This is a genomic window from Flavobacterium psychrotolerans, assembly GCF_003097635.1.
In the GTDB taxonomy this organism is placed as follows: Bacteria; Bacteroidota; Bacteroidia; order Flavobacteriales; family Flavobacteriaceae; genus Flavobacterium; species Flavobacterium psychrotolerans.
This window is the reverse complement of the sequence record NZ_QCZI01000002.1, coordinates 208,639-228,859: the sequence shown is the minus strand read 5'-3', so window position 1 is coordinate 228,859 and position 20,221 is coordinate 208,639. Positions and strand designations below refer to the sequence as shown.

The window sequence follows — 20,221 nt, the reverse complement described above, 5'->3', positions numbered from 1 at the left end:
ATATATTCTTATATAAAATACAATCCACATAAATTTTAACTATCAAAACCAGCCTCTTTAAACTGTTTTTAAAGACACTTTACAAACTTTACCACATCAACCACATTTATTATTTTTTCTTTTAAATATGAAGTTTTATTTGGTTTTTTGTAAATACTAACCGTCTGTTTTAACATCTTGTTAACAAAGTGCGGCTATTATATTTTGTAACTTTAATGTAGTATTAATTTAAAAAGTAAAGTCATGTCAAACAACACAGGTAACACATTAATAGCTCTTTTAGCAGGAGCTGCAGTTGGAGCAGGTATTGGAATTTTGTTTGCTCCAGATAAAGGAACTAACACTAGAGCAAAATTGAAAGAAGGCTATGGTGATGCTAAAAATAATTTTTTACACAAATTAGAAGAAGCGTCAAAAGGTATTAAAAGTAAGTTTTCGAGTGCCAAATTAGGCTTTGAAGATTCCTACGAAGATTTGGTCTCTAGCATGAATAACAAAAGTGAAGATGTAATCTCTTTCTTAGAAACAAAACTATCTGATTTGAAAGAGCAAAATGCAAAACATCACAATTAGATTCCAATCGGTATTGAAAACCTAAATAAAACGTTATGGCTTTTGAAGGACTGAAAGAAAACGCAGAAATTATTCAAGACCAAGCACAAGCTTTTATTGAGAGTAATGTGGCCTATTATAAATTATGGGGTTTTAAAGTGGCAATGAAATCCGTGACCATGATTTTAAAATTCATCTTAGTTTCGTTTTGCTTTTGCTTGGTCTTGTTATTTTTTTCTATTGCTGGAGCTATAGCTATCGGAAAAGCCATAGACAGTTATGCCTTGGGATTTTTAATCGTGGGTGGCGTCTATTTGCTTGTCATGGGGTTAATATTTTTATTTAAGAATAAAATAGTGGAAGGTCCAATCTTAGAAAAATTTTCGGAAATCTTTTTTAACGATTAATTTATGGCAACTAAAAAATATTCTTCGTACGCACAAATTAATAATGAATTAGAGATCTTGAAACTAGAGAAGGAAATCCATTATCGCAAAATAATTAACAGTGTCCAAAAAACCAAGGACAGTTTTGCGCCTAAAAATATAGTAACCGATTTAATTAGTTCTTCTAATTCCATGCTAACGGGGCCATATGGGGTTGTCCTAAAAATGGCAACCCCTTTTATTTTAAACAAAGCAATTCCGTTTTTTAAAAAATGGGTATCAAAAAAGAAAAGAGGCAATTAAGCCTCTTTTAATGGTTTGCATTGCAATTAAATTTCCGGTTCAGGAGTTTCCGGCGCTTGATGGCCTGAATGGTATTCATCCGTTTTTGGTTTTACTTTTTTGTTGTTTTTCTTCATCAATTCTCCCATTTGGTTAGAGGCTGTAAAAGAAGCCACCATATTATTGAGCATATCGCTTCCGGCCTGAGGTGAATTAGGCAGCAATATTAAATTTGAATTTGCGTCGGCTCCAATAGCTTGTAAAGTATCATAATGTTGGGTAACGACAATTAGGGCCGATGCTTCCTGAGAATTGATTCCTACACGGTTCAAAACCTCCACGCTTTCTACCAGCCCACGGGCAATTTCACGTCTTTGATCTGCAATTCCTTGTCCTTGTAAACGCTTGCTTTCCGCTTCCGCTTTGGCTTTGGCCACAATCCGAATTCGGGTGCTTTCTCCTTCAAATTCGGCAGCCGTTTTCTCTCTATCTGCGGCGTTAATGCGGTTCATTGCGTTTTTTACTTGAATATCGGGATCAATATCGGTAACCAAAGTATTGATGATATCGTAACCATAAGTGGTCATTGCTTCATTTAATTCCCGTTTTACGGCTATGGCAATATCATCTTTTCTTTCAAAAACATCGTCTAATTTTAGTTTTGGAACCTCGGCCCGAACCACGTCAAAAACATAAGCCGTAATTTGGTCGTGCGGATATTCTAGTTTATAAAAGGCATCATATACTTTATCCTGAATGACTTTGAACTGAACCGAAACTTTCATTTTCACGAATACATTGTCCTTAGTTTTGGTTTCGATAATCACATCCAGTTGTTGAATTTTGAGGTTTACCCGTCCGGCTATTCGATCAATCAATGGGATTTTTAATTGTAACCCCGAATTTCTGACGCTCAAGAATTTCCCAAAACGCTCGATAATCACTGAGGATTGTTGCTTGACCGTAAAAAAGGCAGATAGAAAAATAAATAACCCGAATACTAAAATAATAATAGAGGCAATGTTCATATAACGTTGAATTAAGTTAATAAATTAGGGTCAAATTACAAAAAATATTTTACGTTTGTTGTCAGTTAACATTATTATATGAAATTGCCATGATTCCAAATCACAAATAATGATGAAGAAAGGCGATACCATATTCCTTTAAGAAATAAATAGTATCCACAAATGAAAAAGAATTTTCTTCTTGTAACCTTTGTCCTGATGACAATTGTTGCATCTGCCCAGTATGGGTATAGAGACGGCAATAGAATTGGAATTACCCTTGGGATAACCCAAATGTCATTAGCCACAAATAATTTTAAAACAAAGCCTGAATTAGGATGGGTAGGAGGAATGGCAGTTCGGGGAAATTACTATGATAATTTCAGTATGATTTTTGGAATGCAGTTTACTGAAAGTAGTTTTTCGGTAGCAACCAAAACAAAAACATTTCTTAAAAATGAGGACGTAAAATATACATTGTCGGGTGCACAGATTAGATTGATATTGAGTTACAACATTATTAAAGACCGCGTTTCAATAGATCTTGGACCTATTTTACAAGTGAACGGAAAACTGAGAATCGACGCTAAATCTGAAAACAATATTGTTTTGGACAATTCAGGTAAACCAACAACTTTAATCGCAAAAGATATTATTGACGTGACAACCATTAATGGGAATCTTTATGCGGGAATTTCCGCAGGAAACAGACGTGTTCGCGCCATAATTTGTTATCAATGCGGGATGAATAACATGCTAAACCATTTGAATAAAGACCCGGAATTAATTACAAAAAATAACGGGAATAGCTTCAAAGGTCATTTAGGAATTTTAAGCGGACAGATCTTGTTTAATTTGTAAACAAAAAGCTCCTGAAATTTCAGGAGCTTTAATATCATTACTTAACCCTTTCAGAGTTTCAAATTCTGAAAGGGTTTTTTGATTATAATGAATCTATCGCTTTCTCTATTCGCTTAATCGTTTCCTCTTTTCCAATCAATTCTACAATATCAAATAAATGTGGGCCTTTTAAAGCACCCACCAAACTCAAACGGAAAGGTTGCATTACTTTTCCCATCCCAATTTCATTTTTCGTCATCCAGTCTTTTACGATGGTTTCTATATTTAGGGAGGTGAAATCAGTAATTTCTTCCAGAACCGAAATCAATTCCTGCATTAAAACCGGTGTCTCTTCCTTCCAGTTTTTTGATGCTTTTTCGTCATAAGAACTTGGAGCAACAAAAAAGAAATCACTTAAATCCCAAAACTCAGAAACAAAATGCGCTCGTTCTTTGATTAGAGAAACAATTTTTATTAAAATAACTTCTGGTACAGAAATCCCTTTTTCGGTTAAAAAAGGAGCAAAGGCTTTCGCCAAATTGGCATCATTTTGTTGAACCAAATACTGGTGATTGAACCATTTGTTTTTTTCCGGATCAAATTTGGCACCCGCTTTATGCACGCGGTTCAAATCGAATTTATCCACCAATTCTGCTAATGAAAATAACTCTTGTTCGGTTCCGTCATTCCAACCCAATAAAGCTAGAAAGTTGATCACCGTTTCCGGGAAAAACCCTTTTTCTCTATACCCTGACGATTTTTCTCCAGAAATTGGGTCGGTCCAATCTAAAGGAAATACAGGAAACCCTAATTTATCGCCATCACGTTTAGATAATTTTCCGTTCCCAACTGGTTTCAATATCAAAGGCAAATGCGCAAATTCCGGCGCTTCCCATCCAAAGGATCTGTACAATAAAACATGCAAGGGCATAGAAGGCAACCATTCTTCACCACGAATCACGTGCGAGGTTTCCATTAAATGATCATCGACAATATTTGCCAAATGATAGGTTGGCATACCGTCACTTTTAAATAAAACTTTATCGTCTAATAAATTGGTTTCAAATTTTATATCGCCCCGAATGAGGTCATGCAATTGTAAAGTTTCGTTTACAGGAGTTTTAAAACGAATGACATAATCTTCTCCATAAGTGATTCTCTTAGCAGTTTCTTCGGTAGAAATGACTAATGAAGTATCTAATTTTTCCCGGTTGTGCCAATTGTAAATAAATGTTTTTCCCTGTTCTTCGTGTTGTTTTCTATGAAAATCCAACGCTTCTGCAGTGTCAAATGCATAATAGGCATTTCCGGAATTAATTAATTGGTCAGCATATTCTTTATACAAATGTTTTCTTTCCGATTGACGGTATGGACCAAATTTTTCATTCTTTCCAATAGTTTCATCCGGAGAAATTCCCAACCATTCTAGCGCTTCAAGTATATAAGCCTCTGCTCCTGGAACAAAACGATTTTGGTCGGTATCTTCAATTCGCAAATAGAAAACGCCATTATTTTTTTTAGCAAAAAGGTAATTAAATAAAGCAGTACGAACACCGCCAATGTGTAATGGTCCCGTAGGACTTGGCGCAAAACGCACCCGAATTGGTTTAGACATTGTATAAAAATTTTAACTTAGTTCCTTTCAGCTTTTTGCCTAGGGTTGTGCAAAGATACGTTTTCATGCCGTCAATTGTAAAATGAGATAATCCTTTTTATAGCTTAAAAAGTTTGCGATTTTTTTAACGTTTTAGTATTCATATAAATTATTACTTTTATAGGTTATAAAAATAAATTGGAATCATTGGAATCTTCAAGCGCTATTTATCAAAAATTAGAGGCTTTTATTAAAAAATATTATACGAATGAACTAATCAGAGGAAGTATTTTCTTTGTTGGTTTAGGTTTGTTGTATTTCTTGTTTACGCTTTTCGTGGAGTACTTTCTTTGGCTCAAGCCAATGGGAAGAGCGTTTTTGTTTTGGACTTTTGTAGTGGTGGAACTTTTCCTAGTGTTTCGATTTATGCTATTTCCGCTTTTCAAATTATTCAAACTCCAAAAAGGAATTGACTACAAGGAAGCGTCAACAATAATAGGAAATCATTTCACGGAAGTCAACGACAAGTTGACCAATTTTCTTCAATTGTCGGATTTAGAAATCCACCAAGAGAAATCGGAATTGCTATTGGCATCCATAGAACAAAGAGCCAATTCATTGCAACCGATTCCTTTTGGTAAAGCTGTTGATTTTAAAACAAACAAGAAATTTTTGCCATTGGCGATACTACCCATTTTGTTTTTTGCTTTTTTTTATCTCTCTGGAAACAGCATGATGATTTCCCAAAGTTTAAACAGGGTAGTTCATTTTAAGGAACAATTTCTTCCGCCTGCACCTTTCAAATTTGTAGTGTTGAATAATCATTTGCAAACGGAACAAAACAAAGATTTTATACTTAGAGTAAAATCAGAAGGAAAGATAATTCCAGAAAATGCCATGATTTTCATAGACGATGAAAGTTATTTTATGGAAACGATAAAGGCAGGTGAATTTCAATTTAAAATTTCGAAGCCATTAGCCAACGTTTTGTTCCACGTGGAGGCCAATGCGGTTTCTTCCTCTGAATTTGAATTGAATGTAGTAACGGTTCCTTCGATTGCTAATTTTGAAATGCAGTTGAATTTCCCTTCTTATTTGAATAAAAAGCCAGAAATTGTTAAAGGTACTGGAAATGCTATTCTTCCTGAAGGCACTCGCGTAACATGGAAAATGAATACGCAAGCCACTCAAAAAGTAGATTGGACGGATTTGAAGTCGAATTTTTCTTTTTTGAAGTCGGATAACACTTTTACGTTATCTAAAAATATTTCACAAAACACAGAATATCAAATCTGTACGTCAAATGATAAGGTAAAAAACTACGAAAAACTAAATTATCAGATCTCGGTTATTAAAGATCAGTTTCCTACTATCAATGTTAATCATGTTCCTGATAGCTTAAAAACAGAAAAGAGTTATGTTTTAGGGCAAATTTCAGATGATTATGGCTTGTCTAAACTACAAGTGATTTATTATGAAAAAGACAAACCACAAAATGCCAAACGTGGAACAATTGCCGTCAGGAAAGATATTTTTGACCAATTTGTATTTTCTTTCCCAAGCACGCTTCCGGTTGTTGAGGGCGTTTCTTATGAATATTATTTTGAGGTTTTTGACAATGATGCCCTTCATAATTTCAAAAGCACCAAGTCTTCTGTTTTCTCAAATAGAATAGCGACTGATGTTGAAAAAGAAGACCAACTTTTGCAACAGCAAAACGACAATATCAATAGTTTACAAAAGTCATTAAAGAATCAGGACAAGCAAATATCTGAAATCGAAAAACTACAGAAAGCCGGAAAAGAGAAAGACAATCTTGAATTTAAAGACCAGCAGAAAGTGAATGATTTTATCAAACGTCAGAAACAGCAGGACGACATGATGAAGGAATTTGCCGAAAAAATGAAAGACAATTTGGATAAATTCAAAACCGACAAGAAAGACGATTTTAATGACGAATTGCAAAAACGGTTGGATAATGCCGAAAAGGATTTAGAAAAAAATCAAAAACTTTTAAACGAACTCAAAGAGTTGAATGATAAAATCAAGAATGAAGAATTGATGGAGAAGTTAGATCAATTCAAGCAAAACAGTAAAAACCAAACTAAGAATTTAGAACAGCTTGTCGAGTTAACCAAGAAATATTACGTCGAGAAAAAGGCAGAACAACTTGCTGATAAGTTAGAGAAACTTTCTGAAAAGCAAGAGGAATTATCAAATAACGAAAAGGAAAATAATGCCGTTAAGCAAGAGGAAATTAATAAGGAATTTGATAAAATTCAAGAGGAGTTAAAGGAATTAGAAAAGGAAAACAAAGAATTAAAATCGCCTATTGATATCCCTAAAGATGCCGATAAAGAAAAAAGCATTGATGAAGATTTAAAGAAAGCTTCGGAAGAATTGCAAAAGGAAAATAAAGGCAAGGCCAAACCGAAACAAAAAAGTGCATCCAAGAAAATGAAGGAAATGTCCATGAAAATGTCCGAAAGTTTGGAAAGCGGAGATATGGAACAAATAGAAGAAGACGTGAAAATGTTGCGCCAAATTTTAGATAATTTATTGGCATTCTCATTTTCACAGGAGGATTTAATGAAGGAATTCAAAGGATTGAAAAGAGGTGCTCCTTCGTTTAATAAAAATTTAAAAATCCAACAAGATTTAAAACAACAGTTCAAACATGTTGATGACAGTTTATTTGCTATGTCTTTGCGTAACCCAAAAATTGCCGAAGATGTTACCAAAGTAATAGGGAACGTCCATTACAATATTGATAAAGCGATAGAGAATTTAGTAGAAGCACAAATCCCAAAAGGATTGTCTCATCAACAATACACTATTTCGGCTTCCAATAAATTGGCTGATTTTTTGAGTGACATTCTTAATAACATGCAAATGTCACTTTCCGGAATGGGTACAGGTAAACCTAAGCCCGGTAACGGTGAAGGACAAGGCATGCAATTGCCCGATATCATAAAAAAGCAAGATGGGATAGGGGATAAGATGAAAGAAGGTATGAAAAAGGGATCTAAGCCGGGTGAAGGCAAGAAACCCGGTGAGGGTAAAAAATCAGGAGAAGGAGATAAAGGCAATTCTGGTAAGGACGGTAAAAGTGGAAATGGAGATTCTCAAGGTGGCAAAGGCGGTGAAAACGGGGATGATGGTGAAGGAGATGCAAAGGCCATTATGGAGATTTACAAAGAACAAAAACAGCTTCGGGAATCCCTTCAGAATGAATTAAATAAAAAGGGTTTGGGCGGAGTTAGTCAAAACGCATTAGATCAAATGAAGGAAATTGAAAAGCAATTATTGAACAAAGGTTTTAAAAATGAAGTACTCCAAAAAGTGTTAAATGTAAAGCAAGAATTGCTCAAATTAGACAAAGCCATACAGGAGCAAGGAGAAGAACAAAAGCGCCAATCGCAAACGAACAAGAAGGAGTTCAACAACCAAAGCAAGGCCTTGCCGTCTCGTTTACAAGATTATCTGAACAGTATAGAGATTTTAAATAGACAAAGCTTACCTTTGCGCTCCAATTTTAACCAGAAGGTTCAAGAATATTTTAAAAACAATGATAACTTTTAATTACGAAACCGAATTTGAATTACCCAACGAAACACAGATTTCAGATTGGCTCTCCCAAGTCATAATTTCCGAAAACAAGAAAGAAGGGGATATCAATTACATCTTTTGTGACGATGAATATTTGGTCCAAATCAACCAACAATACCTCGATCACGATACGTTGACGGACATTATTAGCTTCGATTACTCCGTAGGAAACGAATTACACGGAGATATTTTCATTTCGATCGAGAGAGTTCGTGAAAACGCTCTGGATTTTGGGGTTTCTTTCAAGGAAGAATTGCAGCGCGTATTGGTACATGGCGTTTTGCATTATTGCGGCTACAAGGATAAATCAGTAGCAGACGAATTGGTAATGCGGGGTAAAGAAGATGAAAAAATAAAATTGTTTCACGTGGAACAATAACAACTCTTTCCTGAATGGAATAATTGGAAGTGAATAGCTAGGGCTTTTTCATAATTGCATTTCCCGCTTTCATTCCAAATCTCCCGAAGAAAAATCAGGAGGATTTTCCCTTCAATCGAAACTTATAGAATAAATGGGGCTGACTATCTAGGAATGGCGGTCAATATAAAATAAAATGTTTCACGTGGAACAATAGTAAAAAACAAAGATTTTAATTTCGGTTTGTTGAGCCGGAAATCAAAAATCAGAAATCAAAAATAAAATGTTTCAAGACACATACGATGTAATAGTGGTGGGCGCGGGTCACGCCGGTTCGGAAGCGGCGGCGGCGGCGGCGAACTTGGGCGCCAAAACTTTGTTGGTTACCATGAGTTTGCAAAACATTGCGCAAATGTCCTGTAATCCGGCAATGGGCGGAATCGCGAAAGGACAAATCGTTCGGGAGATTGATGCGCTTGGCGGCTATTCCGGAATTGTATCCGACAAAACTGCAATCCAATTCAAGATGTTGAATAAGTCTAAAGGTCCTGCAATGTGGTCGCCTAGGGTTCAAAGTGACCGGATGCGTTTTGCCGAGGAATGGCGACTGATGTTGGAGCAAACCCCGAATCTTGATTTCTATCAAGAAATGGTCAAAGGATTAATCATCGAAAACGGAAAAATTAAGGGAATTCGAACTTCCTTGGGTATTGAAATCAAAGCCAAGTCTGTTGTTTTAACCAATGGAACTTTCCTTAACGGATTGATCCATATTGGAGACAAACAATTTGGCGGGGGCAGGGCAGGTGAGAGTGCGGCATACGGAATTACCGAAGATTTAGTGAATGCTGGTTTCGAATCTGGAAGAATGAAAACTGGAACGCCGCCAAGGGTAGATGGTCGATCGCTTGATTACTCCAAAATGAATGAGGAAAAAGGGGATGCAAAACCCGATAAATTCTCTTATTCGGACGTCACAAAACCATTAGTAATTCAGAAATCCTGTCACATGACGTACACTTCGCTTGAAGTTCACGACATTTTAAGAGAAGGTTTCGATCGTTCACCCATGTTCAACGGAAGGATTAAAAGTCTCGGGCCGAGATATTGTCCCTCAATCGAGGATAAAATTAACCGTTTTGCCGACAAGGAAAGGCACCAATTGTTTGTAGAACCTGAAGGTTGGAATACGTGTGAAGTGTATGTGAACGGATTTTCTACATCTCTACCTGAGGACATTCAGTTCAAAGCCTTGCGCTCCGTGGTTGGTTTTGAAAACGTAAAATTCTTTCGTCCAGGTTACGCAATAGAATACGATTATTTTCCGCCAACCCAATTAAAACACACTTTAGAAACAAAACTAGTGGAAGGATTATATTTCGCTGGGCAAATTAACGGAACTACCGGATATGAAGAGGCGGCTTCTCAAGGATTAATGGCAGGAATCAATGCGGCGTTAAAAGTACAGGAAAAAGCACCAATGATTTTAAAAAGAGACGAAGCCTATATCGGTGTTTTAATTGATGATTTGATTACAAAAGGAACTGAAGAGCCATATAGAATGTTTACGTCTCGAGCTGAATACAGAACACTTTTACGTCAGGATAATGCCGATTTTAGACTAACGCCTATGTCTCATGAAATAGGATTAGCTTCTGAAAAGCGTTTGAGAAGGATGGAACATAAACTAAATGAATCGGAGAAAATGGTTGTTTTTTTCAAAGAAACCAGCGTTACCCATTTAGAAGCGAATCCAATTTTGGAAGCAAAGGAAACAGCTTTAGTAAATCAATCGGATAAAATGTTCAAGATATTCTCCCGTCCCCAAATTGATTTGGAAGACATGATGAAGTTTGAAAAAGTGGCGGCATATGTCGAAGCGAATGAGGTGGATCAGGAGATTTTAGAACAAGCTGAAATTCAAGTAAAATACTCGGGTTATATCGAAAAGGAAAGAAACAATGCCGACAAACTAACCCGTTTGGAAGACGTAAAAATCCCGGAATCTTTCGATTACAATAAAATCAAATCGATGTCGATTGAGGCCAAACAGAAGTTAAGCAAGATTCGTCCGGTGACGATTTCCCAGGCTTCAAGGATTAGTGGCGTTTCACCAAGTGACATTTCGGTGTTGTTAATTTATATGGGAAGATAAGTGCCCAAGCCCCCAAAGGAGGAAAGTAGGTGTTTAATAGTTCTTTAAACTTTTGTTTCACGTGAAACAAATCTTGTTAGCCCTTGTTATGATTAGGAAAGTTATATTGTTTTTTGTTTTTATTGTTCTAAACAGTTGCGTTGGAATAAGACCATCCGTTCAAATTACGGATTATGTTTTAGTTCCAAACGGAAAAGAAATTATTGGAAATAATAACCTGACAGCTTTCATTTTTGAAAACAATGTAAAGAAATTGCCTATTGAACAATTCCTTTCCGCTAGATTCAAAACGGATAATTATCTTCAAAACGAGTTCTGGATTACTATCGACAAGGAGAGATACAAAATTATTATTTATGACAAAGCCGATTTTGAAAAGTATTTTATCAATTCTAATTTTGCTGTTGTAAATCAAGAACCAGAAAATGCAAGATCCAACGACCAGAGGAAATTTATTGCCATTTCGATGATTAATTCCAGCAATGAAGACTGCCTGAAAGACGGCTCTTTGTTTCAAAATATAGCCGTAACCTATTTAAAAAGTTTAAAAGACGAATTTTACAATCAATAAAGGACATGTCAAAACAAAAATTATTTCTTACTGTAAATGATCATTCTGTTTCCAAAGAAACGTTTGAATTGTATCGTGATGAAAAACTAGATTTGGTATATACGCACCCGCAACCAGATGAAATCCATTTGCCGAAATATTATGAAAGTGAGGATTATATTTCCCATACAGATGGAAAGCGATCTGTGTTTGAAAAAGCGTATCACTTTGTGAAAAATATTGCTTTAAAAAACAAACTCAATTTAATTAATAGTTTACAGGGTTTAAAAGGATCAATTCTCGATATTGGTGCTGGAACGGGAGAGTTTTTGAACGTTGCAAATGAGGATGGTTGGAAATGCGTTGGAGTGGAACCTAATGGTAAAGCAAAGGCAATTGCGGTTAAAAAAGGAGTTTCATTTGTTGATAATACGAGTCTTTTAGAAGACCAATCTTTTGACGTAATTACCATGTGGCACGTTTTGGAACACGTTCCAAACATCGAAAAACAAATAATGGAATTGAAACGATTGCTAAAACCTAACGGAACGATTCTGATTGCGGTTCCTAATTTCAATTCTTTCGATGCAAAATATTACGGAATTTTTTGGGCCGCTTATGACGTCCCAAGGCATTTGTGGCATTTCTCGAAAACAGCCATAAAAGTGCTTTTTCAAAAACAGGATATGGAAACGATAAAAGTCTTACCCATGAAATTTGATGCGTTTTATGTCTCCTTACTTTCAGAAAAATACAAATCCGGAAAAATGAATTTCATCAAAGCTTTTTTCATTGGTTTACAATCCAATTGGAAGGCGAAACAAAATTTTGAGTATTCTTCTCATATTTATGTGATAAAAAACGCTAAAAATTAAAATAAAAGCCTTGGTTCGATAATTTGCAACATTAACAGTCATTTGTTGTCGTTAAAAAGAAAGGCTTTTAAATCGTTTTATTTGAATCCAAAACCAATAGTTTTAAATTATATAGTATTTCAAAGTAATAATCGTACCTTATAGTTAATAAAACTATAAAAATCCCCTGAAATTTTTTAACGTGTAAAATTTGTAACTTAAATTTTTATACTTTTGAGTCCAAATAAAAAATCAACTTATAAAATCCCATAATGAAAAAATCATTAATAATTATCGCATTAGCATTTTCTATCATTTCATGTAATAATAAATCGGCAGAAGTCAAAGAAATTAAAACTGCTTATGTGGATACTTCAAAACTATTGCAAGAATATACGGAAGCCAAAGATATTGATGCAAAATACAAAGCCAAATCGGAAGAAATGGGTAAAGAATTAGAAGGAGAAGTAGCCCGTTTTAAATCGGACGCTGCTAATTTTCAAAAAAACGCGCAAGCCAATGGTCAGGCATGGGCACAACAAAACGGTGCAGCTTTACAAAAAAGGGAACAGCAGTTGAGTTATGCTCAGCAAGCAATGATTCAACAATTACAACAAGAAAGCGGAGTTGAAATGGATACTTTGGTTAAGAATGTAAAAAAATTCATTAAGGGTTACGGTAAGGAAAAAGGGTATGCTTATATTTATGGAACAGGCGAGGCGGCTTCTATTTTATATGCTGAAGATAAATATGATATTACAAATGAAATCGTTAAACTCTTAAATGAAAAATACAAATCGGCACCAACAACAGATGTTAAAGCCGATACCAAAGCGGAACTGGAAGCGATTGAAAAAAAGAAATAAATCCTAAATAAGCAAAATTTTAAAAGCCTTCATCTGATTTAGATTGAAGGTTTTTTTGTAGGTTATATTCTGAAAAACAATAATCTAAAAACAACTCCATTAAATTATTTTGAATATTTTAGCCACTTAATTACACGCCAAATGGAAAACCTATCTGAGGCAGCAAAATACACGCTCCAATTCATCAATCAAACGCAACGATCCATTTTCCTTACTGGGAAAGCCGGAACTGGAAAAACCACACTTTTAAAAGAAATTATTCAATCCACACATAAGAATGTGGTGGTGGTCGCGCCTACAGGTATTGCCGCTTTGAATGCTTCCGGTGTGACGATTCACTCCATGTTTCAGTTGCCTTTTGGCGGTTTCATTCCCGATAATTCAGCTCCGCATTTTTCCGAATCGGTGAAGTTTGAAAGCAAAAGCACTTTAGCCAGACATTTCAAAATGAGCGGTTTGAAGAAAGCGGTTATAAGAAACATGGAACTGCTTATCATTGATGAAGTGAGTATGCTTCGTTCCGATTTGTTAGATGCGATGGACTTTATGATGCAATCCGTTCGGAAAAAAAGAATCCCTTTTGGCGGCGTTCAGGTTTTGTTTATTGGTGATTTGTTGCAATTGCCGCCTGTAATTCGGGATGAGGAATGGAGAACTTTGAAGAATTATTACAAAGGAAAATTCTTTTTTCATTCCCATGTTATCCAGCAAAATCCGCCTTTGTATATCGAGCTTTCCAAGATTTTCCGTCAAACGGATGATGTATTTATCTCGATTTTGAATAATCTGCGCAACAATCAAATTTCACAGGAAGACATTCAGAATTTGAATCAATATGTAAAACCTGATTTTGATTTAAAAGCCAACAAAGGCTACATCACTTTAACAACCCATAATGCTAAAGCGGATGCGATGAATGCTCAGGCACTTTCGGACTTGGAAGGGAAATTAGTGAAATACAAACCCGAAATTGTGGGTGATTTCCCAGATAAAATTTATCCTGTCGATGAAAATTTGCAATTGAAAGTAGGGGCACAGGTCATGTTTATAAAAAATGATTTGTCACTTGAAAAAAAATATTTTAATGGTAAAATGGGCTTCATTAAATCACTTTCTGGGCAGGAAATTCTCATTCACTTTCCAGAGGAAAACAAAACCATTGAAGTCGAAAAATACGAATGGCAAAACATTCGCTACAAGGTTGATGAAATGACCAAGGAAATCGAGGAAGAGGTTTTGGGAACTTTTGTGCATTATCCCATAAAACTGGCTTGGGCCATTACAGTTCATAAAAGCCAAGGGTTAACTTTTGACAAAGCAGCTCTTGATGTTTCGCAAGTTTTTCTTCCGGGTCAGGCTTATGTCGCGTTGTCGCGTTTGCGCTCTTTAAACGGCTTGATTTTACTTTCTCCACTACGAATGAATGGCATTTCGAACGATCAAGAGGTGATGGATTATGCCCTAAATAAAGCCAGTGAGGAAGTCTTGAAAAATTCTTTGAAATTGGAAACCAAAAACTTTATTCATAATTACCTTAAAAACACCTTCGACTGGGGTGATTTGGCACAGGAATGGCGCAATCACCAGTTTAGCTATAGTGAGAAATCAGAAAGTTCGACCAAATCAAAGCATGCGATTTGGGCCAAAAACAATTCAGAAACTGTAGGACAATTGGTAGAACCAGCAAGAAAATTTCTTTCACAATTAGACAAGCTTTTTGCAGCAGATATGTTTGACGTTAATTTTGTTTCCGAACGGATTCAAGCGGCATTTGATTATTTTTTTCTTCCGATGGACAACTTAGTCAACGAAATTCTTTGGAAACTAGAAGAAGTAAAACGCATCAAGAAAGTGAAAGCTTTTTATGATGAATTAATCCTCTTGGAAGATTTACAGGTAAAAGTAGTTTTACGATTGATGAGAGCCAAATTATTAATCAATACAATTGCTTCTGGCGAAACGATCTCTAAAGAAAAATTAATTTCGGAAGAAATTAAATATTACAAAATCCGGAAACTGGAACGGATTCAGGAAGATTTCAAAAAGATAAATGTCACGCTCATTGAGGACGAATATGACATTGAACGATACAATTCTAAGAAATCATCTAAGACAAAAGAAACTAAAAAATCTACTGTTCAAGAAACATACGAATTGTGGCAGCAAAACAAATCGATTCAGGAAATTGCAGCAATCAGAAAACTCACGCAACAAACTATAGGCGGGCATTTTGCCAAACTTATTGAAGCTAAAACCGTCTCCATATCAGACATATTAACAGAAGATAAAATTCAAGAACTAGCCAAAGCATTTGAGGGATATACCGAAGATTCCTTAAATCCTTTAAAGGAAAAATACGGCAACACCTTTACTTGGGACGAGTTAAAAATGTTCAAAGCAAGTTTGAATATGAAGTAAATTACATGAATTGGGTTCATGGATGTGTTTTGATGTCACATATTTATTTAATTCCTTTTTACATTCCTTATATACTCTACTAATTTCAGATTTTATCCTGACGCTGTTTTTTATGTTAAAAAAAATAGCTTATATGTTAAAAAAATATATATCTTAGCGAATTATCTTGCTATTTATATACCATTTGAAATCGCAAGAGCTAAATTAAGTTAAAAGGAATAAGCCGAAAATCCTAAACAGAGTAGGCAACCAAAAACCAATTAAATATGAAGAACAAATTACTACTGTTGCCCTTTTTATTTATTTTATTTACCGTTAATGCTCAGGATAATGGTAAAATTTCAGAAACAAAGAAAGACCAAAAAAATGCGATTTTGCTTAATTTTGGATCTTTAGGATTAGGCTTAGGATATGCAAGATCGTTTACAGATCATTTGTCGGTAAGGGTTCAAGGATCCTATTTAAATATTCATCAGAAACGGGATGGAGTTAAATTAAACGACAGACTTATTGATGTTGACGCTAATTTCAAATCTATGAATTATGAAGCTTTGTTAGATTATACCCCTTTTAAAAAGAGTTCCTTCAAATTGGTTTCTGGGGTGTCCCATATTTCGACCAAGGGAAGTGCCATATTAATACCCGCTGGTGAAGTTAAGTACGGTGATATAGTAATACCAAAAGACAAAGTAGGAGAAATAAATACAAGTGCCGACTGGGCTGGAATAGCTTCTTACGCAGGTATAGGCTTTGGAAGAGCGGTTCCAAAACACAAATTGGGTTTTGGTTTTGAAATGGGTGGTTATTTTCTAAAAAAACCTAATTTTATCTTTGATGCAACAAAAATGCTTACTCCAAATGAAGAACAAGAGAAAGAAAGTCATGAAATTCAAAATTGGTTGAATAAATTTACATTTTTGCCAAGTATTATGTTTCATATTAACTATAAATTGTAAAACCAAAAACTATGAAAAAATTATTTATTATTCCCATTTTAACAGTCTTGTTGACTGGGTTTTTCACTAATTGTGATATGCCTAAAACGGACGTAATTGTATCTCAGGATTTCATGACGCACGTGGCTCAGGTAAGTTTCGTTAATGACGTTTCAAATGTAGCGGCAGGTAAATTGAATACAGATTTAGACAACACAACCGTTAAAATTACAGGTCCTGATGCTGCAAAAGTTTGGAACATTGAAGGTAAAAAAGTATTTACTATTCAAGGAGGTACATTGCAACTGTTGTTAGACCCATCAGTTGAATTTATAACAGATTCAAAAACGTATACCGTAAATCTTATTGTTGAAGCTACGGGGTATTTAAAAAGAAACGTGCCAATCACTTTTGTTAAAGACATTAATAATGCTTTTGTTGAAGTTGCTATGGTAAAAAAAGCAACTTTGCCTGCTGGAATTAGACTAGCTACTGACACTTCTGGAAATGTAAGTGATCTGACGGGTTTAAACAAAGTAATTAATATAGTTGCCAGCAACACTTTGACTAACGGAGTTACTACAGAAATAACAGTACCTCTTGGCGTTAAAATGAGAGATGCAGACGGAAATCCATTGTCTGGAGCATTAAATACTGAAGTGATTAGTTTTTCTGAAGGGAATGACGGAACGGCTTATTTCCCTGGAGGATTAACGCCAGACAATGTTAAAATGCTAGACGGAACGACTGCATCTGGTGCGTTTGTATCGGCAGGTTTTGCGGCCATTAACATGACGATTGGTGGTAAAAATGTAAGGACTTTTGAAGGAGGAAAAGTTGCGGTAAAAATGACATTAAGTAAAACGAACTTTAATCCAGAAACAAGCCAAGCCTACAAAGCAGGTGACAATCTTGATATTTGGAGTTATGAGGATGACAATGGACAATGGAAATTGGAATCAACAGGTAAGGTAAAAGCAGATACGGACGGTTCACTTTATGTTAGTTTTGAAACAAGTCACCTGAGTTATTTCAATTTAGATTATTTTGGGTCTTCAAGCAGATGCGATTTAGCAAAAATAAAATTAAAATGGAATGGTGCTACTACTCCTGTAAACTGCCGTTTAACAACTAGATATACCTATTATCCATATACCTGGTATCAGTCAATTCATTCATCAGAGACTCAAATTCAAGATGGAACAGAAGAGATGTTTTTAAATGCTCCAACCAATATGCCTATAGAAATCGAAATATTTGATATTGACAACAATAGATTATTAGTTAAAAAGATTTTTGCAAAAGGAGATTTGTGTAAAGGTGGTACGATTGATATTACTGCACCTGTTATAAAAAAACAATTGGTTTCGTTAACCTACAAAGGAATGTGTTCTAATACCATAATTTATCCTCCAGTAGGTACGAGAGTATATTACAGAGAAGTGGGAGGAGCTTGGAAATTATTTCATTATGTGTACTATGCCAACCGTTTTGACAACAAAATTGTAACAGATAAACTTAAAGTAGGTCAAACCTATGATTTCATGGTATTTGCGGGAAATAAGTCACAACTAAGAACAATTACTATAGCAAAAGCCGACAATAATATCGAGGTTACACTTTCGGATGCACTTTGTAAGGCATTACTAAAAGGATAAAAATGGTCGTCTAGATTAATGCCTAGACGGTACCAAATTTTTTAAACACTTAGAAACATAGGGTTTAAATTCAGTGATTTTAATAGATTTTTTTACATGGATTTCATTAACCATGAAAAAATTTATTATCATGAGTTGTTTTTCCTATGTTCCTAGGTGTTTTTTTATGGAAATTTCACAAGTAATCTTTTTACCCATTTTATAAACCGTCATTAAAGCTAAAACAGCATAATATTCAATGACCAGAAACAGTAAATAAAAATTTCATTATTTCTCAATTCATTAATTCATAATTAGTCCTAAATTTGCACCCGACCCAAAAGGGCGAATGAATGAAGTAATCTAAAATACAAATAATGTATAGAAGTCATAACTGTGGCGAATTGAACGCCTCGCATATAAATTCCGAAGTTACACTATCAGGTTGGGTACAAAAATCACGAGACAAAGGATTTATGAATTGGGTCGATTTGCGGGATCGTTACGGCATTACTCAATTGGTTTTTGATGAAGGTCGAAGCAACAAAGCTGTTTTTGAATTAGCCAAAACCCTTGGTCGTGAATTTGTAATTCAAGTAAAAGGAACCGTGATTGAGCGTGAAGCCAAAAACAAAAATATGGTGACTGGCGACATTGAAATTTTAGTTTCAGAATTAAATATTTTGAATCCAGCACTTACGCCACCATTCACGATTGAAGATGATACCGATGGAGGAGAAGATATTCGGATGAAATACCGGTATCTTGACATTCGAAGAAATCCCGTAAAAAACAATTTACTTTTCCGACATAAAGTAGCTATGGAAGTGCGAAAATACCTTTCAGATTTAGATTTCTGTGAAGTAGAAACCCCTTATTTAATCAAATCGACTCCAGAAGGTGCCAGAGATTTTGTTGTTCCTTCAAGAATGAACGAAGGGCAATTTTATGCTTTGCCACAATCGCCACAAACTTTCAAACAATTATTGATGGTGGGCGGAATGGACAAATACTTCCAAATCGTAAAATGTTTCCGTGACGAAGATTTGCGTGCAGATCGACAACCGGAATTCACCCAAATCGATTGCGAAATGGCGTTTGTAGAACAAGAAGATATCTTGAATGTTTTTGAAGGATTGACACGCCATTTGTTGAAAGAAATAAAAGGTATTGAAGTGGAAAAATTTCCTCGGATCACCTATGACTATGCCATGAAAACGTATGGAAATGACAAACCGGACATTCGTTTCGGAATGGAATTTGGTGAATTGAACGAATTTGCACAACACAAAGAATTCCCGGTTTTCAACGCTGCAGAATTGGTTGTGGGAATTGCAGTTCCTGGAGCTGGAAATTATACTCGTAAAGAAATTGACGGCTTGATTGATTGGATAAAACGTCCACAAATTGGCGCCAGCGGAATGGTGTATGTAAAATGCAACGAAGATGGAACGTTCAAATCATCTGTTGACAAATTCTATGACCAGGACGATTTGACGAATTGGGCAAAAATAACTGGAGCCAAAGCTGGCGATATGATATTTGTGCTTTCTGGCCCCGCCGATAAAACCAGAACACAACTTTCTGCTTTAAGAATGGAATTGGCGACTCGTTTGGGATTGAGAAACCCAACAGAATTCGCTCCACTTTGGGTGGTCGATTTCCCTTTATTGGAATTTGACGAAGAAAGCGGCCGTTATCACGCCATGCACCATCCGTTTACTTCACCAAAACCGGAAGATCTGGAACTCATTCATTCCAATCCGGGAAAAGTTCGTGCAAATGCCTATGATATGGTATTAAACGGAAATGAAATTGGAGGTGGTTCAATCCGAATTCACGATAAAGAGTTGCAAAGCCGAATGTTCTCTTTATTAGGATTTACACCAGAACAAGCCGAAGATCAATTTGGTTTCTTGATGAATGCGTTCCAATTTGGCGCTCCGCCACACGGAGGTTTGGCTTTCGGATTAGACCGATTGGTGTCTATTTTAGGTGGACAGGAAACGATTCGTGATTTCATCGCTTTTCCAAAAAATAATTCCGGACGCGATGTGATGATAGATGCTCCTTCCGTAATTGATGAAACCCAATTAAAAGAATTACATATTAAGTTGGTTTAAAATAATTTTTATTCAATTTAAAATTGGAAAACGCTGAAAATCAATAATTTTTATA

At 35.5% G+C, this 20,221-nt stretch carries 16 protein-coding genes; 14 read left to right on the top strand and 2 right to left on the bottom strand.

Annotated elements, in window-relative coordinates; translation table 11 throughout:
* The first annotated feature begins 243 nt into the window (after positions 1-243).
* The 3 genes from DB895_RS02865 to DB895_RS02855 are packed head-to-tail and all read left to right on the top strand — an operon-like array spanning position 244 to position 1,241.
* Positions 244-573, top strand: coding sequence for a YtxH domain-containing protein (locus DB895_RS02865; protein WP_116723838.1), 330 nt, complete (start codon positions 244-246; stop codon positions 571-573).
* Positions 574-608: 35 nt separating this feature from the next.
* Positions 609-959, top strand: a complete 351-nt coding sequence (locus tag DB895_RS02860; protein WP_116723837.1) for a competence protein — start codon at positions 609-611, stop codon at positions 957-959.
* A 3-nt stretch (positions 960-962) separates the two neighbouring features.
* A complete protein-coding gene (locus tag DB895_RS02855) occupies positions 963-1,241 on the top strand; it encodes a DUF6327 family protein (RefSeq protein ID WP_116723836.1) in 279 nt (92 codons plus the stop codon).
* A 26-nt stretch (positions 1,242-1,267) separates the two neighbouring features.
* On the opposite strand, the gene DB895_RS02850 is transcribed toward DB895_RS02855, so the two are convergent.
* On the bottom strand, positions 1,268-2,248 hold the full coding sequence (locus tag DB895_RS02850) for an SPFH domain-containing protein (RefSeq protein WP_116723835.1): 981 nt from the start codon (positions 2,246-2,248) through the stop codon (positions 1,268-1,270).
* A 162-nt stretch (positions 2,249-2,410) separates the two neighbouring features.
* Between DB895_RS02850 and DB895_RS02845 the strand changes: the two genes are divergently transcribed.
* Positions 2,411-3,088: a PorT family protein gene (locus tag DB895_RS02845; protein WP_116723834.1), complete on the top strand. Its 678-nt coding sequence runs from the start codon at positions 2,411-2,413 to the stop codon at positions 3,086-3,088.
* An 82-nt stretch (positions 3,089-3,170) separates the two neighbouring features.
* On the opposite strand, the gene gltX is transcribed toward DB895_RS02845, so the two are convergent.
* Entirely contained in the window at positions 3,171-4,682 is a 1,512-nt protein-coding gene (gltX, locus tag DB895_RS02840; protein WP_116723833.1) for a glutamate--tRNA ligase, read from the bottom strand.
* A 186-nt stretch (positions 4,683-4,868) separates the two neighbouring features.
* Between gltX and DB895_RS02835 the strand changes: the two genes are divergently transcribed.
* From DB895_RS02835 to aspS, 10 genes are all read left to right on the top strand, one after another.
* Entirely contained in the window at positions 4,869-8,243 is a 3,375-nt protein-coding gene (locus DB895_RS02835; RefSeq protein ID WP_116723872.1) for a DUF4175 family protein, read from the top strand.
* Positions 8,230-8,649 (top strand): rRNA maturation RNase YbeY, encoded by a 420-nt coding sequence (ybeY, locus tag DB895_RS02830; RefSeq protein WP_116723832.1) that lies wholly within the window; start codon positions 8,230-8,232, stop codon positions 8,647-8,649. The genes DB895_RS02835 and ybeY overlap by 14 nt, the downstream gene beginning before the upstream one ends.
* A 262-nt stretch (positions 8,650-8,911) precedes the next feature.
* Positions 8,912-10,783 (top strand): tRNA uridine-5-carboxymethylaminomethyl(34) synthesis enzyme MnmG, encoded by a 1,872-nt coding sequence (gene mnmG, locus DB895_RS02825; protein WP_116723831.1) that lies wholly within the window; start codon positions 8,912-8,914, stop codon positions 10,781-10,783.
* Between the two features lie 61 nt (positions 10,784-10,844).
* Positions 10,845-11,354, top strand: coding sequence for a hypothetical protein (locus DB895_RS02820; protein WP_133242634.1), 510 nt, complete (start codon positions 10,845-10,847; stop codon positions 11,352-11,354).
* A gap of 5 nt (positions 11,355-11,359) precedes the next feature.
* Positions 11,360-12,208, top strand: a complete 849-nt coding sequence (locus tag DB895_RS02815) for a class I SAM-dependent methyltransferase (protein ID WP_116723829.1) — start codon at positions 11,360-11,362, stop codon at positions 12,206-12,208.
* 251 nt (positions 12,209-12,459) lie between these two features.
* A complete protein-coding gene (locus DB895_RS02810) occupies positions 12,460-13,053 on the top strand; it encodes an OmpH family outer membrane protein (RefSeq protein WP_116723828.1) in 594 nt (197 codons plus the stop codon).
* 141 nt (positions 13,054-13,194) lie between these two features.
* Complete coding sequence (locus DB895_RS02805; protein ID WP_116723827.1) at positions 13,195-15,471, top strand: helix-turn-helix domain-containing protein; 2,277 nt, start codon at positions 13,195-13,197, stop codon at positions 15,469-15,471.
* A 266-nt stretch (positions 15,472-15,737) separates the two neighbouring features.
* Positions 15,738-16,427 (top strand): hypothetical protein, encoded by a 690-nt coding sequence (locus tag DB895_RS02800; RefSeq protein WP_116723826.1) that lies wholly within the window; start codon positions 15,738-15,740, stop codon positions 16,425-16,427.
* A gap of 11 nt (positions 16,428-16,438) precedes the next feature.
* Positions 16,439-18,064 (top strand): hypothetical protein, encoded by a 1,626-nt coding sequence (locus tag DB895_RS02795; RefSeq protein WP_116723825.1) that lies wholly within the window; start codon positions 16,439-16,441, stop codon positions 18,062-18,064.
* Positions 18,065-18,420: 356 nt separating this feature from the next.
* Positions 18,421-20,166, top strand: a complete 1,746-nt coding sequence (gene aspS / locus DB895_RS02790) for an aspartate--tRNA ligase (RefSeq protein ID WP_116723824.1) — start codon at positions 18,421-18,423, stop codon at positions 20,164-20,166.
* Positions 20,167-20,221: the final 55 nt, after the last annotated feature.

Excerpts from the sequence above, each read along its gene's own strand:
- DB895_RS02805 (WP_116723827.1), top strand. The coding sequence starts at position 13,195 with ATGGAAAACCTATCTGAGGCAGCAAAATACACGCTCCAATTCATCAAT.
- DB895_RS02855 (WP_116723836.1), top strand. The coding sequence starts at position 963 with ATGGCAACTAAAAAATATTCTTCGTACGCACAAATTAATAATGAATTA.
- DB895_RS02800 (WP_116723826.1), top strand. The coding sequence starts at position 15,738 with ATGAAGAACAAATTACTACTGTTGCCCTTTTTATTTATTTTATTTACC.
- ybeY (WP_116723832.1), top strand. The coding sequence starts at position 8,230 with ATGATAACTTTTAATTACGAAACCGAATTTGAATTACCCAACGAAACA.
- aspS (WP_116723824.1), top strand. The coding sequence starts at position 18,421 with ATGTATAGAAGTCATAACTGTGGCGAATTGAACGCCTCGCATATAAAT.
- DB895_RS02860 (WP_116723837.1), top strand. The coding sequence starts at position 609 with ATGGCTTTTGAAGGACTGAAAGAAAACGCAGAAATTATTCAAGACCAA.
- gltX (WP_116723833.1), bottom strand. The coding sequence starts at position 4,682 with ATGTCTAAACCAATTCGGGTGCGTTTTGCGCCAAGTCCTACGGGACCA.
- DB895_RS02795 (WP_116723825.1), top strand. The coding sequence starts at position 16,439 with ATGAAAAAATTATTTATTATTCCCATTTTAACAGTCTTGTTGACTGGG.
- DB895_RS02850 (WP_116723835.1), bottom strand. The coding sequence starts at position 2,248 with ATGAACATTGCCTCTATTATTATTTTAGTATTCGGGTTATTTATTTTT.
- DB895_RS02810 (WP_116723828.1), top strand. The coding sequence starts at position 12,460 with ATGAAAAAATCATTAATAATTATCGCATTAGCATTTTCTATCATTTCA.
- DB895_RS02815 (WP_116723829.1), top strand. The coding sequence starts at position 11,360 with ATGTCAAAACAAAAATTATTTCTTACTGTAAATGATCATTCTGTTTCC.
- DB895_RS02845 (WP_116723834.1), top strand. The coding sequence starts at position 2,411 with ATGAAAAAGAATTTTCTTCTTGTAACCTTTGTCCTGATGACAATTGTT.
- DB895_RS02865 (WP_116723838.1), top strand. The coding sequence starts at position 244 with ATGTCAAACAACACAGGTAACACATTAATAGCTCTTTTAGCAGGAGCT.
- mnmG (WP_116723831.1), top strand. The coding sequence starts at position 8,912 with ATGTTTCAAGACACATACGATGTAATAGTGGTGGGCGCGGGTCACGCC.